Below are 18,694 nucleotides of genomic sequence, written 5' to 3'. Positions count from 1 at the left end.
GTTCGATTTATTCAACAAAGCCGCCGAAGGCTTGAAGGGCAATCAAATCCGCGCCGGTCAGATCATATACGTGAAAACTAAAGGCAAGAAAAACCGCGCGGTGCCGATAACTGAAAAATTACAGGCTGAACTGCCAACCAGCAGGAAAGCGCAGGTGCTCTTTAAACCTTGTTACTCAGCCTTTAGAAAGGCTATGCAACGAGCTGGTATCGAGACACCTGCTGGACAGCTTACGCATGTTTTGCGCCACACCTTCGCGTCTCATTTCATGATGAACGGGGGGAATATCCTAGTTCTTCAGCGGATATTGGGGCATACAGATATTAAGGTGACGATGCGGTATGCGCACTTTGCACCGGATCATTTATCAGAAGCAATGTCATTAAACCCATTAACTACTAGTAATTTATGAAAAAAATTCAAGATCAATAAAGAATTACAACGCATTTTAATAGCAAATTTTAAATTAGATATAATAGCCACATAAGTTAACGTTTTATCTTTTCAAAAGGAGTCTATCTTGCTAAGCAGCATAAAAATTGAAAGATTTAAAAACATCGTCGATATCGAAATTCCATTAGTCGGTATCAATATATTAATAGGTTCTAATAATGCTGGTAAAAGTAGTATACAACAGGCAATACAATTTGCGGTTTCGATAGCCCAATCTACAAACCAACAAGGTGCAAGATGGACAGAGGAAAGATGCCCTTCATCACTTTCTAGTGAGTCTTTAATCTATTCTCCATTAAGGGATATTGATGCACTGGCGCCTAACGGAAAGCTTCAAACATCATTGGAGCATGCAATCAAAGTTACTTTTAACGAACAAACAAGTTCATCAGTAACTATACGTAAGGGGAAAAATAGAAATATAGCAACCTCAATTGAAGGAAAAGAACTGGGAGAAAATCTTCAGAATATCGAACACCCATACTCGATGATTGTACCTGGTCTTGCAGGCATACCTTCTTTTGAAGAATATAGACCTCCATCAGTAGTACGCAAAGCTGCGGCCAAGGGGGATTCAAATAGCGTATTCAGGAATATCCTCTTACTTCTATCTAAAGATCAAGATTCATGGATAGCATTTGAGAATAAGTTCAAGGCAATTTTTCCTGATTATGAAATTAGCGTAAGATTTGATCCCAATGTCGATGAACATATTAATGCAAGAGTAACAAGCAATGAGGTTTCATTGCCAATAGATTCTTGTGGAACAGGCATTTTACAAGCAATACAGATTTTAGCATATTATTACTTATACAAACCAAAATTATTAATATTAGATGAGCCTGATTCCCACCTTCACCCAAATAACCAAAGAACTCTTGCTGTTCTATTAAAAGAACTTCATCAAGAAACTGAATGCCAAATTATTATCTCAACTCACTCAAGACATTTTTTTGAAGCATTGAAAAATGACGCCAGTGTTTTTTGGATAAACAACTGTTCATTGGTTGAAAACTCTGGAGACCTTGAAAGAAGTATATTATTAGAAATTGGAGCGCTTGATAAAGGTGATCAGTTAAGGAATGGCGAAATACCTTGCATATTATTAACTGAAGATACAAACGTAGAATATATTAAAATCATCGCAGAATCCTCTGGATTTTTGCAAGATGAATATCAAATATGGTCATACAATGGGTGTTCGAATGTAAATATTGCGTTAGCTCTAAATTCTTTCATACTGCACCATGCTCCCGGAAGTTCTGTCATAGTCCATAGAGATCGTGATTATATGACAGATGCAGAGGTTTCGTCTTACATAGAGAGTTTAGAGGAAGTTGGAATAAAAGTTTTCGTGACGAATGGTAATGATTCAGAAAGCCACTTTGTGAACGAAAATCATATTCATGAGCTTTACCCAACACTCACTCTCGAAGAAATTTCCAGTTATATTGATGAATGCCTAGTCGATAAGCGTGATGATATAATAATGAAATATATTAACACGATTTACAACCGAAGTTTGCAAGCTTCTTATCGAGGCGGTGATAAGCCAAATGCTGGAGAAATCTCTCATTTTTGCAATCGAAATTTCGACGGCAACAATCGTGGCTTTATGCATGGGAAATTAGTGGAGCGTTGTTTAAGAAATAAACTACAACAACGATTGGGGCAAAACATTAATCTATGTAGAACAACTTTGGCTATAAAAGATCAGACATTAAGTTCATTTGCAGAAGAAATATGGGATGAGTAAATTACTCAAATAATTTTCGACTGGGAAATTTGGATACCTTTTGATTTTTTCTGCATCATAGTTCTATGGTAAAAGTGGCAGCAAAGTGGCAGCAGAGCGCAACGCTATGTGCCACTTTTCATCACTATACGGCCTAAAGAAAACATAAAAATCAGCAAGTTACTGATTTTACTCACTTCAAATTGGGACTCATAATCGCTTGGTTGCTGGTTCAAAACCAGCAGAGTCACCCAATTAAGCTATGTAATCAGCCAGATATAGCCAACTTTTGAGTATTTTTTTCGGCGAGTTTAGCGTAGTAGTAAAATTGCGATGCAATTACCTATACATCAAAAACACCCTACCGATTTTATCATTACCTAATTTCCACCCTAAAATCTAATCTTTGTATGCCCGCTCCTTTCAACCCATTATCGCTATTACACATGCATTCTTTTTCACCTCTCAGAGCAATATATTTTTCTATTTTCACCTTATCCCTAACAATGCTCACCACAAAAAAAATTAAATAACCCCAGAAAATACCCTGCGACCCACCTTTTTAATTGCAAAATAAAAATCACATAGCCATTCCACCAAAATAACATACAAAAAATATTAGTTCCATTTCTGGCAGGCAAGTTAATTAACCACATTAAATAAAACATGAATAATAAATAAGTTGATTAAGATCAATTCCCCTCAATCATAAAAGAGTAGCGTCTGTATTTTTCAAAAATGACAAAGGTGCTCAAATGGCAATTCCCGCATATATGTGGTTAAAAGATGATGGTGGCTCTATTATTCGAGGCTCAGTAGATGTTCAAGACCGGGAGGGCAGCATCGAAGTCACTGCTTTTTCTCACAATTTGAGCCTTCCTACAGATGCGATGACAGGAAAAATAAAAGGAACAAGAAAACATTCCCCAGTCTTAATACAGAAAGAATTTGATTCTTCCTCTCCCTATCTCTATAAAGCCGTTGCCACTGGGCAAACTCTCAAGTCTGCCGAATTCAAGTGGTACCATATCAATGATGCTGGACAAGAAGTAGAGTATTTTAATATTTTACTTGAAAATGTTCGAATCGTTGGCGTATCGCCCGTTATGCATGACACAAAGGACGCAAGTAAAGAAAAACACAACCACCTGGAATGCATTGAATTACGCTATGAAAAAATCACCTGGAAGCATTGCGATGGAAACTTAATGTTTGTAGATAGCTGGAATGAGCGAGCGCAAGTATGAGATATCCTACATTTGCTGCCTCCCCGCATCCTCCTTATGATGTATCTTCTTTTTCTCCACCCGGGGTAAATATTCTACAAAACATGATGCTGGCCAGGCTGCATCGTGGTCCCTCAGCATTAACCTATCTTTGGTTTTATCAGCAGGTTAAAAATCATAGCCCTTGGGATTATAAAAACCAACATGGTAAGCAATATGCTAATTTTGGAAATTTCCATTATGGTGCTATCGGACATGCAGCAGGCATTCCTGACGAGATTTTACTAAGAGCTGCTGGATGGGCACAAAGTCGAGCAGGCACAAGTTCGCCTGCTTTTGGTGACTGGTATAGATCTGCACCTTACGGTGACGATCCAGACGATCAGGCATGGATAAAAATGGGTATAGAATATGCGAAACGCACAGGGTTTTAAAAAACGCTACCTGCTTATTTTACTTCTCCCTGTATTAGTGTGGGCAGCGTTTAAAATTGCCCACTTCAACCCGCTCGAACAAAGGCTCCTCCAGACGATCCCCGTCACCTCTCAGGTAAACCTCTACATCACCGAAGCCAGTGCAGGCGCCACAACAGACTTCTCTTACCGCTTCTATTTATACGATGCCCGTAAAGATGCCCATGCTTTTATGGCGAGCCTGAAAGATGACCAGCAGCCCTTTATGATCACATCACATCGCAACGCATTGCAAAAAGTCGATGATGGCGCGATCTATTTATCCGTAAAAGGCACCGTTTACCGCTTCACTAATACGCCATCCTGCCGCGTCGGCAATAGCATCTATTCGGTCCCTGTCTACCTCACTGCAACGCCATACTGAACAACATTCTCCATAGCCACGTTGCGCCACGGGATGTATCTGGTTAAAGGTACCTGGCACTCGCAAAGATAACGACTAACACTTATTGCCAACGCGGCAAGCTCCTCCCGCCTCACACCATACACTTATAGCCAGCACTCCAAGAGGCGGCGCTGCCGCCATAAAAAAACCCGCTGATGCGGGCTTTGCACTTCAAAAGATCAGGCGCGAACCTCAGGCTGCTTCTTGCCTGTCGCCACCTTCTCGATTTTACCCGGCGTCACGATCATGCCGGTCACGCTTTCGTGCGTCTTGAAGGTACAGCTGCAGTTGATGTTCTGACACTGGTTATAGCGCTCTTTGGTTTCGTTAGAGATGTAGCGGCTACTGCGCGTATGGGCAGCGCTCTGACACAGCGGGCAATGCATCATTTGTGAGTTCCTCAGTAGTTGACGACGTAATTATCGCTTTATTTACTCACAAAAAGCAAATTAATTAACTAATAGTTAGTTAACCACTTCATATTCCACGCCTGCGATGTCGTTCTCTAGCTCCAGCGTCGTGGTAAAGCCGTCGTTCGCGGTCAGGCTGTGCGTGACCTTGCTGATTATCCAGACGCTGGCGTCGATGACGGTTTTAAAACCGCTGACCCGCACCGGCGTTTCCGGGTAGAGATCCGCGCGTCCTGCCGCCAGCTGGAAGGTAAAATGGACGACGCCGCGCTGGATCTCATTCCACTTCGCCTGCGCCGCCTGCATCGCCATCTCTTCGCTGCTGAAGACCTCTGACAGCACCAGCAGGCTATTTTTCTGGCCGGAAAGATAATCTCCCTCTTGCTTGCCGGTTGGCTGCGGCGCGCTTTGCGCATCGGGATGCGTTGCGGCGTCAGCGCTGGCGGCTTTTGCCTTGCGCTGCAGCTGAAACAGATGGGTTTTCGCCTCCTTCGTAGAGAGCCATTTCGCCTGGACGCCGGTATAGGTGGTGCGATCGGCCACGGTAAAATTATGCTTATCGCCATCCTGACGCGTCAGCAACACCGTCGGAATCGCTTTACCGCTGGCTAACTCGCCGCTGCCGGGACGCAAAAACAGCAGGCGCCCCGCTTTAATCACCGCGATGGCGCCATAGCGTTTCGCCAGCCGGGTGACAAAGGCGGGATCGGTTTCGTGCGTTTGATCGATATGATCGATTTTGATCCCGGCGAACCCTTCCGCCATCTGTAAAATCAGCCCGCAGCGCTGGGCAATCTGCGTCACGATGCTGCCCAGCGTCGCGTCGTGATAAGAGAGGTCACGCGCCTTGTTCAGCTCCCCGCGAAAATCGACGCTGCGCGCAACAATGGTCAGCACATCGGGCGCGCTGCCGTGGCTGACCTGATCCACCGTATAGTCGCCCTTGTTGTGCAACTGCCCCACCCAGCCGAGGAACAGCGACACCAGGGTGCCGCGCTGCGGCAGCTGCAGCAGGCCGTCGCTGTCGTCCAGCTTCAGCGTCAGCGTATCTGCCTCGAAGCCGCGATTATCCTCGAGGTTGAGGGAGATCAGCCGATTGCGCAAATTGGACGTTACGTCTTTGTTGCCGATCCACAGCATAAAATCGGGCGCTCGCTGGCTGCCCGCCTTCATCGCCATCACGCCAAGATCGCTCACAGTGAAAAGCCTCCCGCCGCGATGCCTGAAGAGAGCGAGCCCGCCGCCGATTCCGCTTTCGCCCACAGCTCGCTGCCCTGCTTTTGCAAGTCGCCGAACATCGAGACCAGCGACTCGTCGACGCGCAGCAGGTTGAGGGTAAAGGCGATCACCCGCGCGCTGCCGTCGGCGTAGAAGTCGCTGTGCGTGGTCTTAAAGCTCTCGATAACATACATGCCGTAGATGGTGCCGTCGCCGCCGATCAGCGGCCAGGCGCGTCCTTCGTCAGCCAGCAGCTGAAACGCCAGCGCTTTAACCGGACCGCCGGTAAGCTCCGGGCGCAGCTCGCCGCTCAGCGTAATCTTGTCGTTACCCTTGCCGGTGAACTGCGCCGCGGGGCGCGTGCCGACGCGGCTGTTATTGGCCCAGCTCCAGCTGCTGTCGCGCATCAGCTGGGTATAGGGCAGCGTCTGCCGCATAAAGGGCGGCAGGCCGTAGATCATCATCATGGTTTAAAACACTCCTGTCATGGCGCTGCGCTGCCGGTTTTGCTGCTCAAACTGCTGCTGAGCTAAATGCTGCTGCACGATGCGCCCAACATCATTGGGGTCCATGCCGGGCGACGCATTCACCGTGATATTGTTGGTCCAGGCATTCTGCTGCGTCGCACCGCCGCCCGCGCCTGGCGTGATGACCGGCCGATAAGGCACGTTGCCGGCCGGCACAGCGGTTTGCAGCCCGCGAGTCGTCGTCGTTGCGTCGCTCGCCGCGTCTGACGGCAGATCCACCTTCAGCTCTTTGCTTTTACTGCTGGCGATGCCGAGCTTGTTCAGCACCCAGTCGATGCCGCTGGTAAGCTGCTCCAGCGCATGGCCGGGAATTTTCAGCGCATCGGCGATCATCGTGCCGAACTTTTTCCCCATATCGCCAGCGGCCGCCAGCTGCTCCTGCGTCGACTTCACCGGCTCCAGCAGTTGCGTAAAGCCGTTCCACACCGCCTTGATTTTATCCGTGACCCACGCAAATACCGGCTGCAGCGGCGTAAAGGCGTTGCTGATGGGCCCCATCGCGGCGGAGAACCCCTGCGCGACGCCGCTGATAAAGGCGCTGATCGGCTCCCAGTACTGGCGGATCAGCAGCGCGCCGCCAACGATAGCCGCAACGATGGCCACCACCGGCAAGGTAATGGCGCCGATGGCGGTGACGATAGCGCCGCCCACGACCGTGAACAGGCCGCCGAGGATCTCGACGCCGGCCATGATGGCGCCGACGCCGCTGACCACCGGCCAGACCGCCATGCCGATAGCGCCCAGCGCGCCGACAAAGGTCAGCGCCACCGCCGCCGCCGTTGCGATGCCGCTGGCCAGCGTCGGGTTGTCCTGCAGCCACTGGTCGACGGTCTGCAGAAACTGCGTTGCATCCTGCGTCAGCGTGCGCAGCGTGCCATCGAGCGGCGCGTAGAGATCGACGCCGATAGCTGCTTTTGAGGCGTCCAGCTTTTGCAGGTCGCCGCCCAGACTATCCTGCTGCGACTGCGCCATGCGCGCCGTGCCGCCGTCGGCGTGCTGTACGGTGGCGGTGAGCGTCGACAGCTCGCCGCTGGCCGCGCCCTGGGTCAGCAGCGCGGCCGCCGGGGCTGCCTTGTCGCCGACGAGGTTTTTCAGCACCTCCGCCTGCTGCGCCGCGCCCATGCCTTTTTTGGCGAACGCGGTCTGGATATCTTTCAGCAGCGGCATGATCTGACGCGCGTCGCCGTTTTCATCGCGGGTCGATACGCCGAGTGCGGCGATGCTGCGTTCCGCAGCAGGCGTCTGCAGGCGCGTTACTACCGCGCCGACCTCCTCGCCCGCCGCCGCGCCGGTAATGTGGTTTTTTGCCAGCAGCCCCAGCATAGCGGAGGTCTGCTCAACGCCAACGCCAGCGCTTCTGGCGACCGGCGCGACGCGGCTCAGCGCGCTGCTCAGATCCTCGAATGTCACGCCGGTCTGCTCGAGCGTAGCGTTCAGCACATCTCCCAGATGAGGGAGATCGCTGCTGTCGAGGCCAAAGGCGGTTTTCGTTTCCATCAGCAGGCCGGCGTTCTCCTGTGAGGAGTGGCGGTTAACCTGCGTCATATTCAGCGCCACCGGCGTCGCGGAGGCGATATCGTCAACCGAGCCGCCCGCCTGGGCGAGGTCGAGCTGCGTCTGCGCAACGGTCTGCGCCGGAACGCCCGTTTCCACGCTAAGGCGGCGCGCCTGCTTATCCAGCGCCACAGCCTGAGGCGACGCCTTATTCAGGCCGGTCGCGGCCTGCAGCGCGGCATCGGTACGCGCCAGCTCATAACCCGGACGCAGCAGCGCGGCGCCGGCGGTGAAGCCCGTTTTCGCCGCACCGATGGCCGCTGCGCCGCCGCTGCGGATCTTGCCCGCCAGCGCCTGGCCTTTGCGGTATTGCTCCGTCATCTGGTTATGGCGCGCCTGCTGCTGGCTCAGCTGTTGCAGCTGCTGCTGCTGACCGCTGAGGTTAAGGTTGGCCTGCGCGGCTGAGGCTTTCAGCCGCAGCTGTTCGCTGCTCAGGCTGCGCGTAGAGATGCCCGCGCTGTTCAGGCTCTCGCGCTGCTGCTGCACGGAGAGACGCAGGTTTTGCGCCTGGGTTTGCAGCGCGGCGGTTTGCTGCCGCGCCCTCTCCAGCGCGCGGCTCTGTGCGTCGGTTGGCTGACCGCTGCTGCGCATCGCCTGCGCCAGCGCCGCCGTTTCGGCTTTTGCCTCTTTCAGCTTCTGCTGGGTGTCGCTCAGCTGACGGCTGGTGGCGCGAAAGCCGTCGATTTTCGCCGACTGTGCCTGCAGCGCCGCAAGCTTCTGCTGCGTGTCGGCGATGTTGTCGGTCACCTGTTGCGTTTCATTCTGGAGGGTCTGTAGCGGGCGCAGCGCCTGATTAACCGCTTTCAGCAGCGCCTGCAGTTTGAGGTCTTCACTCATCCGTATTTGCTCCGCTGCGGATCAGGGCTTTATGCCGCCAGTCGAGCAGCTCGGCCAGCGGCAGGTTGTTCATTTCAGAAAGGGGCCAGTGAAAAATGGCGGCGATGTCGGCCATCAGGTCATTGACCGTCAGTCCGCCAGGCCATTCGACGCGGCCGACTTCGACTGCAAAAAACCGATCACCTTGCCGCCCAGCGCGATCAGATCCACCGGGTCGAGGCTATTGCACTCCGCTTTGGTCAGCGCAGGCAGCGTGATGCGCGGCAGCACCGTCAGCAGCGCATCGACGTCGCTTGATGCGAGATCGGCAAGGCGCACGCCGCGCAGCGAGCCGGCGTTCGGCTTAATCAGCTCTACCTGCGCGATGGCACCATCGCCGCGTTTTAGCGGGGTTTCCAGCACAACGATATTTTCTTGCTGTTCCATGTTTATCTCTCTCAGACAGGTAAAAAAGCCAGCGCCAGGCGCTGGCGTCAGGGTTAAGCCAGGCCGAGATTTTTACGGCGCTGCTCAAGGCGATCGGTGCCGTTCACCTTCTCCACCATGTTGACGGTGTCGATCTCAATCAGCTCTTTGCCGTTCCAGGTGAGCTTGAAATAGGTGTTTTTGGTAGTGATTTTGGTTTCAGTGTCCTCACCCTGTTTGGCTTCGCCAAAATCGAACGCCTGATGACGGCCACGCACCTCAATCTCAACCGCGATCTCTTCGCCGGTGTCGTCACGCTGGTAAGAGCCGGTGAAGCGCAGCGGCACGGCGGAACCGCCCCACTGCGACAGCGCCAGGTCGTCCATGCCGGCGATAGTCCACTCCATATCGAGCGCATCGTCGTCCAGGCCGTTATCGATAAAGGCGGCGCCGTTCATGCCGCCGCCGCGATAGGCGTTCAGCTTGCGGGAGAGCTTCGGCAGGGTGACGGAAGAGACAACGCCCTGATAGCTGTTTGAATCGTTGAAAAGGTTCAGCCCTTTCAGTTTGCGGGGTAGTGCCATTTATCCGGCTCCTCAGCTGTTAACGGATGCGGCGAAGTTCGCCAGATAGGTGTCGGTGATGCGCTGGCGCAGGGTGAGATCTTCCAGCGGCGGCACCGGCGTGTAGTCGTAGTCGATGGCGAGTTTGCCCGCCTTCAGGCTGGCAACGTCGTTGGCGCTTTCGTCGTACCAGGCTGACGCGCCCAGCAGGTAGCCGGCGTTGACCAGCTCGCGGAATTTGGCGTTGATGCCCGCCACGATTTCACGCACCAGTACCGGCGTCAGCGGTTTGTCGTTGGCCCACATGTGCGCTTCGGCCATGGTGTCGGCCAGCACCTGCGCGGTGCGGGTGTAGTTTTCAAACACAAAGAGCGGATCGTCGCTGCAGGTGCGGTTGCCCCAGAAGCGGAAGCCATCTTTGCGGATCAGCGTGGTGACGCAGGCTTCGTTCAGCAGGTCGGCATCGGTGCCGCTCTGTTGCAGATCCCAGAAGACCGATGAAGAGATGCCGGTAACGCCGTTGACGCCGACGTTTGACAGGGTTTTATGCCAGCCGGTGTCGTTGTCGATCTTGGCGCGCAGACCGAGCGCGCGCGCCGTGGCAAACGCGGTTTCAGCGGTGCTGGTTGCGGTGTTCCAGGCGACGAAATCGGGCCAGATCACCATCAGTTCGCGCTGGCTGAAGTTTTTGCGGTAGTTCATCGCATCGCTGATGGTTTTGCAGTTCCAGGCTGACACATAGGCGAAGGCGCGCAGCTGCTGCGCGATGCTCGCCAGCGCGGTCGCCACTTCCTGCGAGTCGAGCCCCGGCACGCCGAGGATACGCGGCTTGACGTCGAGCTGCGTCTGCGCGGTCAGCAGCGCCTTCATGCCGGTGTACTGGCCGTTTTCATCGGTGGTGCCGATAAGGTTGGAGATCGTTTCCGCTTCGGTCGCGCCTTCGGCGACGCGCACCACGACGGTAACCGGCTTCGCCTGGTCGGCAATCGCCTGCAGCGACGCCGCCAGCGTGCCTTTGCTGCCAGCTTTGGCGATAGCGGCCTGCACGTTGGTCAGCAGCACCGGGGTGTTGAGGGGGAACGCCGTGGCGTCTGCGTCGTCTGCGGTGCAGACCAGGCCGACTACGGCGGTGGATACGGTAGAAATGGTGCGCGTGCCGTCGTTGATTTCGACAACGCGTACACCGTGATGATAATCAGACATCTGATGTACTCCGTGTTGAGGGTGCGCTCAGATTGTCAGGTCAGGTGAGAGAAATCATGCGGTTGCGGTTTGCTGAGGGCTGAGCGAACAGCAGGCTAGCTCTGCCTTCTGCTGCCACAAAATTATGGAGCGCTCGCCTCTTCCTGCGTCTTTACAGGAAAATATTTATACAGGGTGGATAGCCCGACGCCGTAGATGATAGCCAGCTGCTGTCGGCTATGGCCTTGCGCCAGCAGCCGGCTGGCTTGCTCGCGTTCCTGCGGGTTCAGAGCCTGTGGCCTTCCGCCCGTGCGCCCTTTCGCCCGGGCCGCCGCCAGCCCAGCCAGCGTGCGCTCAACGATCAGTTCACGCTCCATCTCCGCCAGCGCTGACATCACATGGAAAAAGAAACGTCCCATGGCGCTGCTGGTGTCGATGCTGTCGGTCAAAGAGCGGAAATGCGCGCCGCGGTCATGCAGCGCTGAAATCAGCGCGATGAGATTTTTGACGCTGCGCCCAAGCCGATCCAGTTTCCAGACGACCAGCGTATCGCCTTTATTAATGTGCTTAAGCGCCTGCTTAAGGCCTGGGCGGCTTGCCACTTTCCCGCTAATTCGATCTTCAAAAATGCGGTCACAATTTGCGCTTTTGAGCGCATCCCGCTGTAAATCGCAATTCTGGTCAATTGTTGACACGCGAATATAACCAATGACGGCCATAACCTTTTCTCTTCAGCTTATCAGGGACGGATTTTTGCGGATTTTGTCATGCATGGCGGGTTTCTCAAAAACCTTGGTATTAGCGAAAAATTTTCCGGGCGCTTTCTTAACCGGCAGATATTCACCACGCCAGGGGCTGTCAGCTATAAGCCCTCGGCTGGAACGAAGCGTATCAAAATCATTATGACCGGCGGTGGCGGCAGGGGCTATGGCTTCCTTGGCTGGGGCAATGGATTTCATGCGCGTGGTGCAGGCGGCGGAGCGGGCGGCACCACCATCGCCTGGCTGACGGTTGATGAGAGCAAAACGTACGCAGGCGTTGTTGGTCAGGGAGCAGATGAGACGTCAGATTCATCAAGCAGTTCGTTTGATGGGCGGTTAACGGCAGGCAACGGTGCTTCAGCAAAGGGCGATGCGGGCGGCGGCGGTGGCAGCGCGGTTGGCGGCGACTTAAATATTCGCGGTGGTGACGGCAGCGATGCACCCGGTATTGTCAGCGAGTCAGCCAATCCTTACTTTGGCGGTTCTGGCGATGGCGGCGCAAGTTACTGGGGCGGCGGCGCCCGCAGCGGTGAAAGTTCAGCATCAAATCGTGCGCCAAGGTTTGGCGCGGGCGGCGGCGGTAATACTCGTACCGATCCGTATGTTGGGGCATTTGGCGCGCACGGCGTGATCTATATTGAGGAGTTTAGCTAATGAAAAATTATGCCGAATTGAGGAGCAGCACGTTGCAGAGATAGTTTCGCTCAGCGTTCAACCCTCAAAGATATATCATCCATCGCTGGAGTGGATCGATATTACCTCTTTGGCCGAGGCACCTGAGGTAGGTTACCTCTACAATGACGGTCATTTCACGGCTCCGGCTGTTAAAACTGAAAATGCTGTTTTAGTGGCAAAGGCTACGCATACTCTCTTAATGGAAGAGGCAAACAACGCTATCGCTCCGCTACAAGATGCCGTTGATATTAATATTGCAACGGATGAAGAAGTGACACGATTAGCTGAATGGAAAAAATACCGAGTCCTTCTCAGTCGCGTTAATATGCAGAATGCGGCAGATATAGAGTGGCCGACCAAACCCTCATAATAATAAAAATGCACCTGAGGATTTCACTACCTCAGGTGCAGTCACGATAAATTATGCCGTCATTAAGAGCGAATAAATTTACAGGTTTGGGTATCAATCATGCCAGTCATTCACTGAGCGGGCACTTCTGGCCATTTAATATCTGGCGCAGCGCTACTATCAATTTTTTGTAGCGCTTTAATGTAAGACAACCAGTCTGTCAGCTTAGCTTTATCTTCATTATCAATAATGCCTAACTGCAATTCAGTTTGCCAGATACTGATTTTTACCTGCGCCTCTGCCAGTAATGATTTCCTCTTGGCTTCTGCAACTTTAATTTGCGCGATATTCATCGCATCCCTATCCGTGACCCACTTTTCTCCATCCCATTTATCAAATTCGGTTGCAGGCTTTAACGTTGTGGTTCCGGCTGGATAATCACCTAACTCAGTGACTTCTGTTACTGCTCCGTCTTCAGTTTTGTATATGCTTTCACCACGATGATCGGCAATAATATGCCAGTCATTTTCGCGAAAAATAGCCATATTACCTGCTTTAACAACCGGTGGCGCAACGGTAGTTGCATTTGCCGGCACGCCAACACCTTGCGGCAAATACTCTTCGACCATATTTATATATTCGCCACTTTGCGAATCATAATTATATACAGTTACATTACCGGGCTCGCTTGCCAGGCCGTTCTCATCGAAAGTAAAATCAATCATTATGCAGCTCTCACAATAATATTAAATGCAATGTTGCGTGGTCTGTTCTCATTAGCCGTCGGAACAGTTCTTGAAGCATCAAAATATATTTTCTCACCATGAGAAGCCCCTCCTTCTGAAACATTCCCTACTGGTGGACCATCATTTATTTCAGTTCCATCGGCGTAAACACCCTCATTTGAGTTCTTCCCATTATTATAAAAAACGCCTGACGACCTACCATTGTAAGCAACAACAAGTGACTGTTCGCCTACAATATTTCTAATAGCATCACCTTGTGCTGATAATAATAAACGTTCACTATCCACTCCGCGGGTGATGCTGCCAACTTACTGATTTAGTGTATGATGGTGTTTTTGAGGTGCTCCAGTGGCTTCTGTTTCTATCAGCTGTCCCTCCTGTTCAGCTACTGACGGGGTGGTGCGTAACGGTAAAAGTACTGCCGGACATCAGCGCTATCTCTGCTCTCACTGCCGTAAAACATGGCAGTTACAGTTCACATACACCGCCTCTCAACCCGGTACGCACCAGAAAATCATTGATATGGCCATGAATGGCGTTGGATGCCGGGCAACCGCCCGCATTATGGGCGTTGGCCTCAACACGATTTTACGTCACTTAAAAAACTCAGGCCGCAGTCGGTAACCTCGCGCATACAGCCGGGCAGTGACGTCATCGTCTGCGCGGAAATGGACGAACAGTGGGGCTACGTCGGGGCTAAATCGCGCCAGCGCTGGCTGTTTTACGCGTATGACAGGCTCCGGAAGACGGTTGTTGCGCACGTATTCGGTGAACGCACTATGGCGACGCTGGGGCGTCTTATGAGCCTGCTGTCACCCTTTGACGTGGTGATATGGATGACGGATGGCTGGCCGCTGTATGAATCCCGCCTGAAGGGAAAGCTGCACGTAATCAGCAAGCGATATACGCAGCGAATTGAGCGGCATAACCTGAATCTGAGGCAGCATCTGGCAAGGCTGGGACGGAAGTCGCTGTCGTTCTCAAAATCGGTGGAGCTGCATGATAAAGTCATCGGGCATTATCTGAACATAAAACACTATCAATAAGTTGGGACCATTACCCACTATCCACTCCGCGCCCGTCATCCCAGCCACGAATAAACTCCCCGCGCAGATCGGGAAGCTTTAACGTCGGGTACGCTTTGGCCAGCAAGGGATACGTCGCGGCAGAAAAAGCGGCTCCGTTACACTTCAACCAGCCTGCAGGCGGCGTTGCCGACGGCCACGGAACCGGTACGCCGACCGGTAGCGCCGAGCCTGCTCCCAAACCAAGGTTTTGTAGAACATCCGCCACCTTCCCCGCGCTCTTCACCTCCGCCAGCGCATTAGCAATCTGCAGATACTGCTTATGCGGGTTCGCCGCCGCGACGTGGTCAGCAATGCCCTTATCCGCATACTGCTTCGCCTCGATCACCCCGTTATCCACATACTGGCGCGTCGCCAGCACCACGGAGGGGTCGATCTTCAGCGTCACCGCGTCAGTGCTGTTGACGATGATAATCATGCGCACCGTCTGCGTGCGGCCGCTGCCCTCCTGCAGCTGCGGCTTGTAGGTCTCCGCGCAGTTGGCGACGGCAATCATCACGCCGTCGGCGTCGAACAGGCCGATTTCGCGGATCCAGAAGCCGCCTTCGTTTTCCGGGATAATCTGCTCGGCGATAATCTGGCTGCTGTTGGCCGCATCGACGCTCAGGGAATTGAGCGCCGCGCGGCGTTTTTCGCCCACCAGCGCCGTCTGCGAGGCGTTCGGTGTCGGCAGCGTGCCGCCGCCGTCGCCTACTGCCATTTCCGTAATTTGCAGCTTCGTGCCGAGCGCCGTGGCGTTCGCCAGCTTTGCCGCGCCCTGATTGGTCAGCAGGGCGTAATATTTCGTTGTCATGTGCGCACTTCCGTCAGGTCAATTAAATGTACCGCTGCGCCGGTGTAGCCTGGCCCGTTCACGGTGATGATTTCTGGGGTATAGGGATAAATCGTCAGCTCGTCGCCGCTGTAGCTGGCGACCGCCATCGGCAGCACGCCGCTGGCGTCCAGATTGATCGAGAGACCAATCAGATGCCGGCTGCACGGCTTCGCATCGGCGATTAGCCGCTCCAGTTCGTTGTACATCGCCTCGGTGATGCCGGTGTCGAGCACGCCGACGTCGAGGCGAAACGTGCCCGGCGCGTCGCCGGTTTTCCACCACTCGGTGATGCGGATCAGATAGCCGAGCGGCTCGACGATACGCCGCAGCGAACCGATAGTGCCTTTATGCCGGTGCACATACTCCGAGGCGGCGACGACGCTGCGTTTGGTCGCCTCATTCCAGCTGCTGTCCCAGCGGTCGACCGACCAGGCCCAGGCGAGATAGGGCAGCAGCGCAACCGGGCAGGTCTGCGCGTTCCACAACTGGCGCAGCGGCACCGGCGTCGCCTCGATAGCCGCGCAGGCCTGCGCGGCGGCGACTTCGAGCGTTGAGGAGCCGGTCGGCAGCAGCCGATCACTCATCGGAGCCTCCCACCGCGATGCTGTAGCCGCTGCAGTACGCGGCCTGGGTTTTATCCAGCACCACATCGGCGGCCGGCTGCGCCAGCTCGACGCGCTGCACCCCTTCCACATGCAGCGCGGCATAGAGCGCCGACTGGCGGATATCGCGCCCCAGCCGCGCCTGGGCGTTGATAAAGGCGATCAGCTTTGCTTCGGCGGCGGCGCGGATCGGCTCCGCTTCCGGACCGGGATAGAGATAGAGCGTGGCGTCGACGCGGTATTCGACAATGGCGGCCGTCTGCACGCTGACGCGATCGGCGACCGGACGCACATCCTCATCGTTGAGCGCGTTGGCCACGATGGCGAGCAGATCGGCGGGCGCCGTGCCGTCGCCCTCGCGGCTCAGGACGGTGATCACCACCTCTGCCGGCGCCGGACTGGTGGCGGAGACATCCGCCACGCGGCCGTCGGCGCTTTTGGCGTGATACTCGTAGGCGCCGCTCGGCCCCGCCACGCTCAGCCCTTCAAACGCGGCGGCGATGCGCATGCGGAAATTGTCGTCGCTCTCCATCAGCGCCGCGGTCGGCGGCAGCGTGCTGTTGTCCGCGGCCCGCAGGGTCAGCCGCGTCACGCCGTTATTGGCGCCCAGCTGGTCCAGATCGCTGCCGGTCGCCCAGGCGACCATATTGGCTTTCGCCGCCTCGTTGATGCGCTGGCGCAGGATCAGCTCGCGGTAGGCGTTCTCCTGCAGCAGCTTCACCAGCGGCTCCGACTCCAGCGTCAGCGTGCGGGTAAGCGCCGCCTGCTGCTCGGCGGGATAGAGAGAAATCAGCGTCGCCTTGCGCTCGGCCAGCAGGGCTTCATAATCCAGCGTCTCCACCACATCGGGCGCAGGCAGCTGGCTCAGGTCAATGGTTGCCATAGGTTCAGCTCACGGGAATAGTCAGGGAAAAATCTTGCGTGGTATCACTGCGGCTGCCGGTAAGTTCTACCGTCATGCCGCCGTCATACGACGCCTCATAGTCGATCGCGCTCAGCTGAATACGCGGCTCCCACTGCAAAATTGCCATATAGCAGGCGGACATAATTTGCAGACGCAGCGCCGGGTTTTGCGGCTGGTCAATCAGCGCCGACAGCAGCGAGCCGTAACGGCGACGCATCACCCGGGAGCCAAGCGGCGTGGTCAAAATATCGCGCACCGACTGGCGGATATGCTCCAGGTCCGCCAGCGCCGCGCCGCTTTCGCGATTCATGCCAAGATATTTCTCCGTCATCACTGCGGCCCTCCCGAGAGATCGCCGCCCGACTTCACGCCGCTATGCTGATGGGCGTGCAGCACGATGCCGTTAGAGCTAAGGCTGCCGCCGCTGTGTGTCAGATTTCCCTGCAACGTACCGCCGCCGGTCACCTCCAGCGTGGCGGTTTTCAGCTTTGCGCTGCACTCCACCAGCGGCGCGTCCAGCAACACACTGACCGCCGCCTGCACGGTGGCGCGCTGAATGCCGCTCGCCTTTAGCGCGCCGTTCTGCGGTTCATACTCGATGACCGCGCCGTCAGGAAACGACCAGTGCAGCGCATCGGCCGAGGCGGAAGGCGCGGGATGGCTGTCGGAAAAGATGCCCGGCAGAATAAAACCGGTGTTTAGCTCGCCGCCCAGGCTGAGCAGCAGCACCTGTTCGCCGACCGACGGCGCGCTCCAGGCACGCGATCGTCCGGCGCGGGCGCTGAGCCACGGCAGCCAGCCGGTTTCGTTGTCGCCGCTGCGCACGCGACAGCGGCCGTTCGGCGCATCCACCGCCGAAACGGTGCCGATGCGGATAAGGTTGCGCAGCAGGCGCAGGATTTCGCTGATATGTTCGTTCATGTCGCTAGTGTTACCCGTGGTGCGTGCGGCCAGCAACGCGGCGCCGACCGCTGAGAGATAGCAGGACAGCTTTAGCGCTGCCACTCGCTGACCAGCGTGCCGTGCACCCAGAGCTGCAGCGGCGCCTCATCGTTAGCCGGCGGCGTCGGCTCGCCGGGAAAGGTGACCTGCAGCGCGCTCTCCTGCTGCGTCACCAGCACGCGCTCGCTCAGCTGCAGGCCGATGCTGAGCGCGCCAGCGGCGTCGGACGCGAAGGTAAAATCGCTGCGGCGCTTATCGGCATTGCCCATCATCTCCGGCTGGTTATCCCGCAGCCAGGCGAGCAGCGGCACGATCGCCGCTTCAATCTCCTGCTGAACCTCGGCGATGGTTAATTCAAGCCGGTAGCGATACTCAAAGGAAAGCGACGGCGCGCTGGTCGCCACCACTGTTCCAGCGGCGATGCTCATGGTCAGCCGCTCAGGGTTTTGCTGTAGCAGCGGCACGCTGCGGTTCAGCGCCGCGCGTAGCTGTTGAGGTTTCTGCATCCTGTTGCTCCTGGCACTCTTTTATGATTTCAATCTGCAGCCCGCACGACGCGAGCGCATCCTCTAGCTGACGGTTATCTGCCGCCAGATCGCCCTGCGTCTGCAGGCGGTTGCCCGGCACTGGACAGCTGGTCACGCGCGGACAGCCAGCCCAGATAATCGCGGGGGTTGTCGAAGGCGGGACGACTGTGCAGCCGGATAACATCATCAGGCAGAGCGGCAGCAGACCACTGGCGTAACGCCTGGCTGGCATTGGTTTCCCTCGCGATTTGTCTTTCACGGTTAAGGGCGAGGCGGCTGGCGCGACTCTGCTGTTCACGCAGCGCCGCCTCGCGTATAGCG

Annotated in this window: 24 protein-coding genes and 2 pseudogenes; 8 read left to right on the top strand and 18 right to left on the bottom strand. The window is 55.1% G+C overall.

The features are described 5' to 3' along the window. Positions 1-22: 22 nt before the first annotated feature. The 5 genes and pseudogenes from MC269_RS02615 to MC269_RS02595 form a co-directional block, all read left to right on the top strand. A pseudogene (locus MC269_RS02615) lies at positions 23-412 on the top strand (tyrosine-type recombinase/integrase); the annotation flags it as partial. Positions 413-520: 108 nt separating this feature from the next. Beyond that, positions 521-2,209 (top strand): ATP-dependent endonuclease, encoded by a 1,689-nt coding sequence (locus MC269_RS02610; protein WP_239953742.1) that lies wholly within the window; start codon positions 521-523, stop codon positions 2,207-2,209. Between the two features lie 734 nt (positions 2,210-2,943). Continuing rightward, positions 2,944-3,435 carry an Hcp family type VI secretion system effector gene (locus MC269_RS02605; protein WP_239953740.1) on the top strand — a complete coding sequence of 164 codons (492 nt, stop codon included), beginning with the start codon at positions 2,944-2,946 and terminating at the stop codon, positions 3,433-3,435. Further along, complete coding sequence (locus tag MC269_RS02600; protein WP_239953738.1) at positions 3,432-3,848, top strand: polymorphic toxin type 44 domain-containing protein; 417 nt, start codon at positions 3,432-3,434, stop codon at positions 3,846-3,848. The genes MC269_RS02605 and MC269_RS02600 overlap by 4 nt, the downstream gene beginning before the upstream one ends. Beyond that, positions 3,826-4,251 (top strand): hypothetical protein, encoded by a 426-nt coding sequence (locus MC269_RS02595; RefSeq protein ID WP_239953736.1) that lies wholly within the window; start codon positions 3,826-3,828, stop codon positions 4,249-4,251. Before MC269_RS02600 ends, MC269_RS02595 begins: the two co-directional genes overlap by 23 nt. 200 nt (positions 4,252-4,451) lie before the next feature. On the opposite strand, the gene MC269_RS02590 is transcribed toward MC269_RS02595, so the two are convergent. The 9 genes from MC269_RS02590 to MC269_RS02550 all read right to left on the bottom strand — a co-directional run bounded on the left by MC269_RS02590 (position 4,452) and on the right by MC269_RS02550 (position 11,687). Beyond that, positions 4,452-4,661, bottom strand: coding sequence for an ogr/Delta-like zinc finger family protein (locus tag MC269_RS02590; RefSeq protein ID WP_096072071.1), 210 nt, complete (start codon positions 4,659-4,661; stop codon positions 4,452-4,454). 75 nt (positions 4,662-4,736) lie between these two features. Beyond that, positions 4,737-5,861 carry a phage late control D family protein gene (locus MC269_RS02585; protein ID WP_239955051.1) on the bottom strand — a complete coding sequence of 375 codons (1,125 nt, stop codon included), beginning with the start codon at positions 5,859-5,861 and terminating at the stop codon, positions 4,737-4,739. Positions 5,862-5,875: 14 nt separating this feature from the next. Next, positions 5,876-6,367: a phage tail protein gene (locus MC269_RS02580; RefSeq protein WP_239953734.1), complete on the bottom strand. Its 492-nt coding sequence runs from the start codon at positions 6,365-6,367 to the stop codon at positions 5,876-5,878. Positions 6,368-6,370: 3 nt separating this feature from the next. Further along, complete coding sequence (locus tag MC269_RS02575; RefSeq protein WP_239953732.1) at positions 6,371-8,818, bottom strand: phage tail tape measure protein; 2,448 nt, start codon at positions 8,816-8,818, stop codon at positions 6,371-6,373. After that, positions 8,811-8,933, bottom strand: coding sequence for a GpE family phage tail protein (locus MC269_RS02570; RefSeq protein ID WP_239953730.1), 123 nt, complete (start codon positions 8,931-8,933; stop codon positions 8,811-8,813). Before MC269_RS02570 ends, MC269_RS02575 begins: the two co-directional genes overlap by 8 nt. 14 nt (positions 8,934-8,947) lie before the next feature. Continuing rightward, a complete protein-coding gene (locus tag MC269_RS02565; RefSeq protein ID WP_239953728.1) occupies positions 8,948-9,244 on the bottom strand; it encodes a phage tail assembly protein in 297 nt (98 codons plus the stop codon). A 53-nt stretch (positions 9,245-9,297) separates the two neighbouring features. After that, a complete protein-coding gene (locus tag MC269_RS02560) occupies positions 9,298-9,807 on the bottom strand; it encodes a phage major tail tube protein (protein ID WP_239953727.1) in 510 nt (169 codons plus the stop codon). A 12-nt stretch (positions 9,808-9,819) separates the two neighbouring features. Further along, positions 9,820-10,989 carry a phage tail sheath protein gene (locus MC269_RS02555; protein WP_239953725.1) on the bottom strand — a complete coding sequence of 390 codons (1,170 nt, stop codon included), beginning with the start codon at positions 10,987-10,989 and terminating at the stop codon, positions 9,820-9,822. Between the two features lie 122 nt (positions 10,990-11,111). Beyond that, entirely contained in the window at positions 11,112-11,687 is a 576-nt protein-coding gene (locus MC269_RS02550; protein WP_239953723.1) for a recombinase family protein, read from the bottom strand. A gap of 48 nt (positions 11,688-11,735) precedes the next feature. Between MC269_RS02550 and MC269_RS02545 the strand changes: the two genes are divergently transcribed. After that, positions 11,736-12,383 carry a hypothetical protein gene (locus tag MC269_RS02545; RefSeq protein WP_239953721.1) on the top strand — a complete coding sequence of 216 codons (648 nt, stop codon included), beginning with the start codon at positions 11,736-11,738 and terminating at the stop codon, positions 12,381-12,383. Continuing rightward, positions 12,367-12,774: a tail fiber assembly protein gene (locus MC269_RS02540; protein WP_239953719.1), complete on the top strand. Its 408-nt coding sequence runs from the start codon at positions 12,367-12,369 to the stop codon at positions 12,772-12,774. Before MC269_RS02545 ends, MC269_RS02540 begins: the two co-directional genes overlap by 17 nt. Positions 12,775-12,884: 110 nt before the next feature. Here MC269_RS02540 and MC269_RS02535 read toward each other — a convergent pair whose 3' ends face one another. Together MC269_RS02535 and MC269_RS02530 are read right to left on the bottom strand one after the other, a co-directional pair. Beyond that, positions 12,885-13,478 carry a tail fiber assembly protein gene (locus MC269_RS02535; protein WP_239953717.1) on the bottom strand — a complete coding sequence of 198 codons (594 nt, stop codon included), beginning with the start codon at positions 13,476-13,478 and terminating at the stop codon, positions 12,885-12,887. Then, entirely contained in the window at positions 13,478-13,786 is a 309-nt protein-coding gene (locus MC269_RS02530; RefSeq protein ID WP_239953715.1) for a hypothetical protein, read from the bottom strand. Before MC269_RS02530 ends, MC269_RS02535 begins: the two co-directional genes overlap by 1 nt. A 61-nt stretch (positions 13,787-13,847) precedes the next feature. Here MC269_RS02530 and MC269_RS02525 point away from each other — a divergent pair. Further along, a protein-coding gene (locus tag MC269_RS02525) for an IS1-like element IS1A family transposase (RefSeq protein ID WP_103215986.1) occupies positions 13,848-14,545 on the top strand; the annotation gives its coding sequence in 2 pieces (ribosomal slippage) (positions 13,848-14,097 and positions 14,097-14,545; 699 coding nt in all). A 13-nt stretch (positions 14,546-14,558) separates the two neighbouring features. On the opposite strand, the pseudogene MC269_RS02520 reads toward MC269_RS02525, so the two are convergent. The 7 genes and pseudogenes from MC269_RS02520 to lysC form a co-directional block, all read right to left on the bottom strand. Next, positions 14,559-15,377 (bottom strand): annotated as a pseudogene (locus tag MC269_RS02520) (phage tail protein); the annotation flags it as partial. Further along, complete coding sequence (locus MC269_RS02515; RefSeq protein ID WP_239953713.1) at positions 15,374-15,982, bottom strand: phage tail protein I; 609 nt, start codon at positions 15,980-15,982, stop codon at positions 15,374-15,376. The gene MC269_RS02515 and the pseudogene MC269_RS02520, both read right to left, overlap by 4 nt. Further along, positions 15,975-16,883 (bottom strand): baseplate assembly protein, encoded by a 909-nt coding sequence (locus tag MC269_RS02510; protein ID WP_239953711.1) that lies wholly within the window; start codon positions 16,881-16,883, stop codon positions 15,975-15,977. Before MC269_RS02510 ends, MC269_RS02515 begins: the two co-directional genes overlap by 8 nt. 4 nt (positions 16,884-16,887) lie before the next feature. Beyond that, entirely contained in the window at positions 16,888-17,235 is a 348-nt protein-coding gene (locus MC269_RS02505; protein WP_371824352.1) for a GPW/gp25 family protein, read from the bottom strand. Continuing rightward, complete coding sequence (locus tag MC269_RS02500) at positions 17,235-17,825, bottom strand: phage baseplate assembly protein V (RefSeq protein WP_239953707.1); 591 nt, start codon at positions 17,823-17,825, stop codon at positions 17,235-17,237. Before MC269_RS02500 ends, MC269_RS02505 begins: the two co-directional genes overlap by 1 nt. Positions 17,826-17,896: 71 nt before the next feature. Next, positions 17,897-18,352, bottom strand: a complete 456-nt coding sequence (locus tag MC269_RS02495; protein WP_239953705.1) for a phage tail protein — start codon at positions 18,350-18,352, stop codon at positions 17,897-17,899. Then, a complete protein-coding gene (gene lysC, locus MC269_RS02490) occupies positions 18,285-18,605 on the bottom strand; it encodes an Rz1-like lysis system protein LysC (RefSeq protein WP_239955050.1) in 321 nt (106 codons plus the stop codon). Before lysC ends, MC269_RS02495 begins: the two co-directional genes overlap by 68 nt. Between the last annotated feature and the right edge of the window lie 89 nt (positions 18,606-18,694).

The organism is Pantoea sp. Z09, from assembly GCF_022394795.1.
GTDB classification, from domain to species: domain Bacteria; phylum Pseudomonadota; class Gammaproteobacteria; order Enterobacterales; family Enterobacteriaceae; genus Pantoea; species Pantoea latae.
Note: the sequence above shows the minus strand (reverse complement) of the source record. Positions and strands in the feature narration are given on the sequence as shown.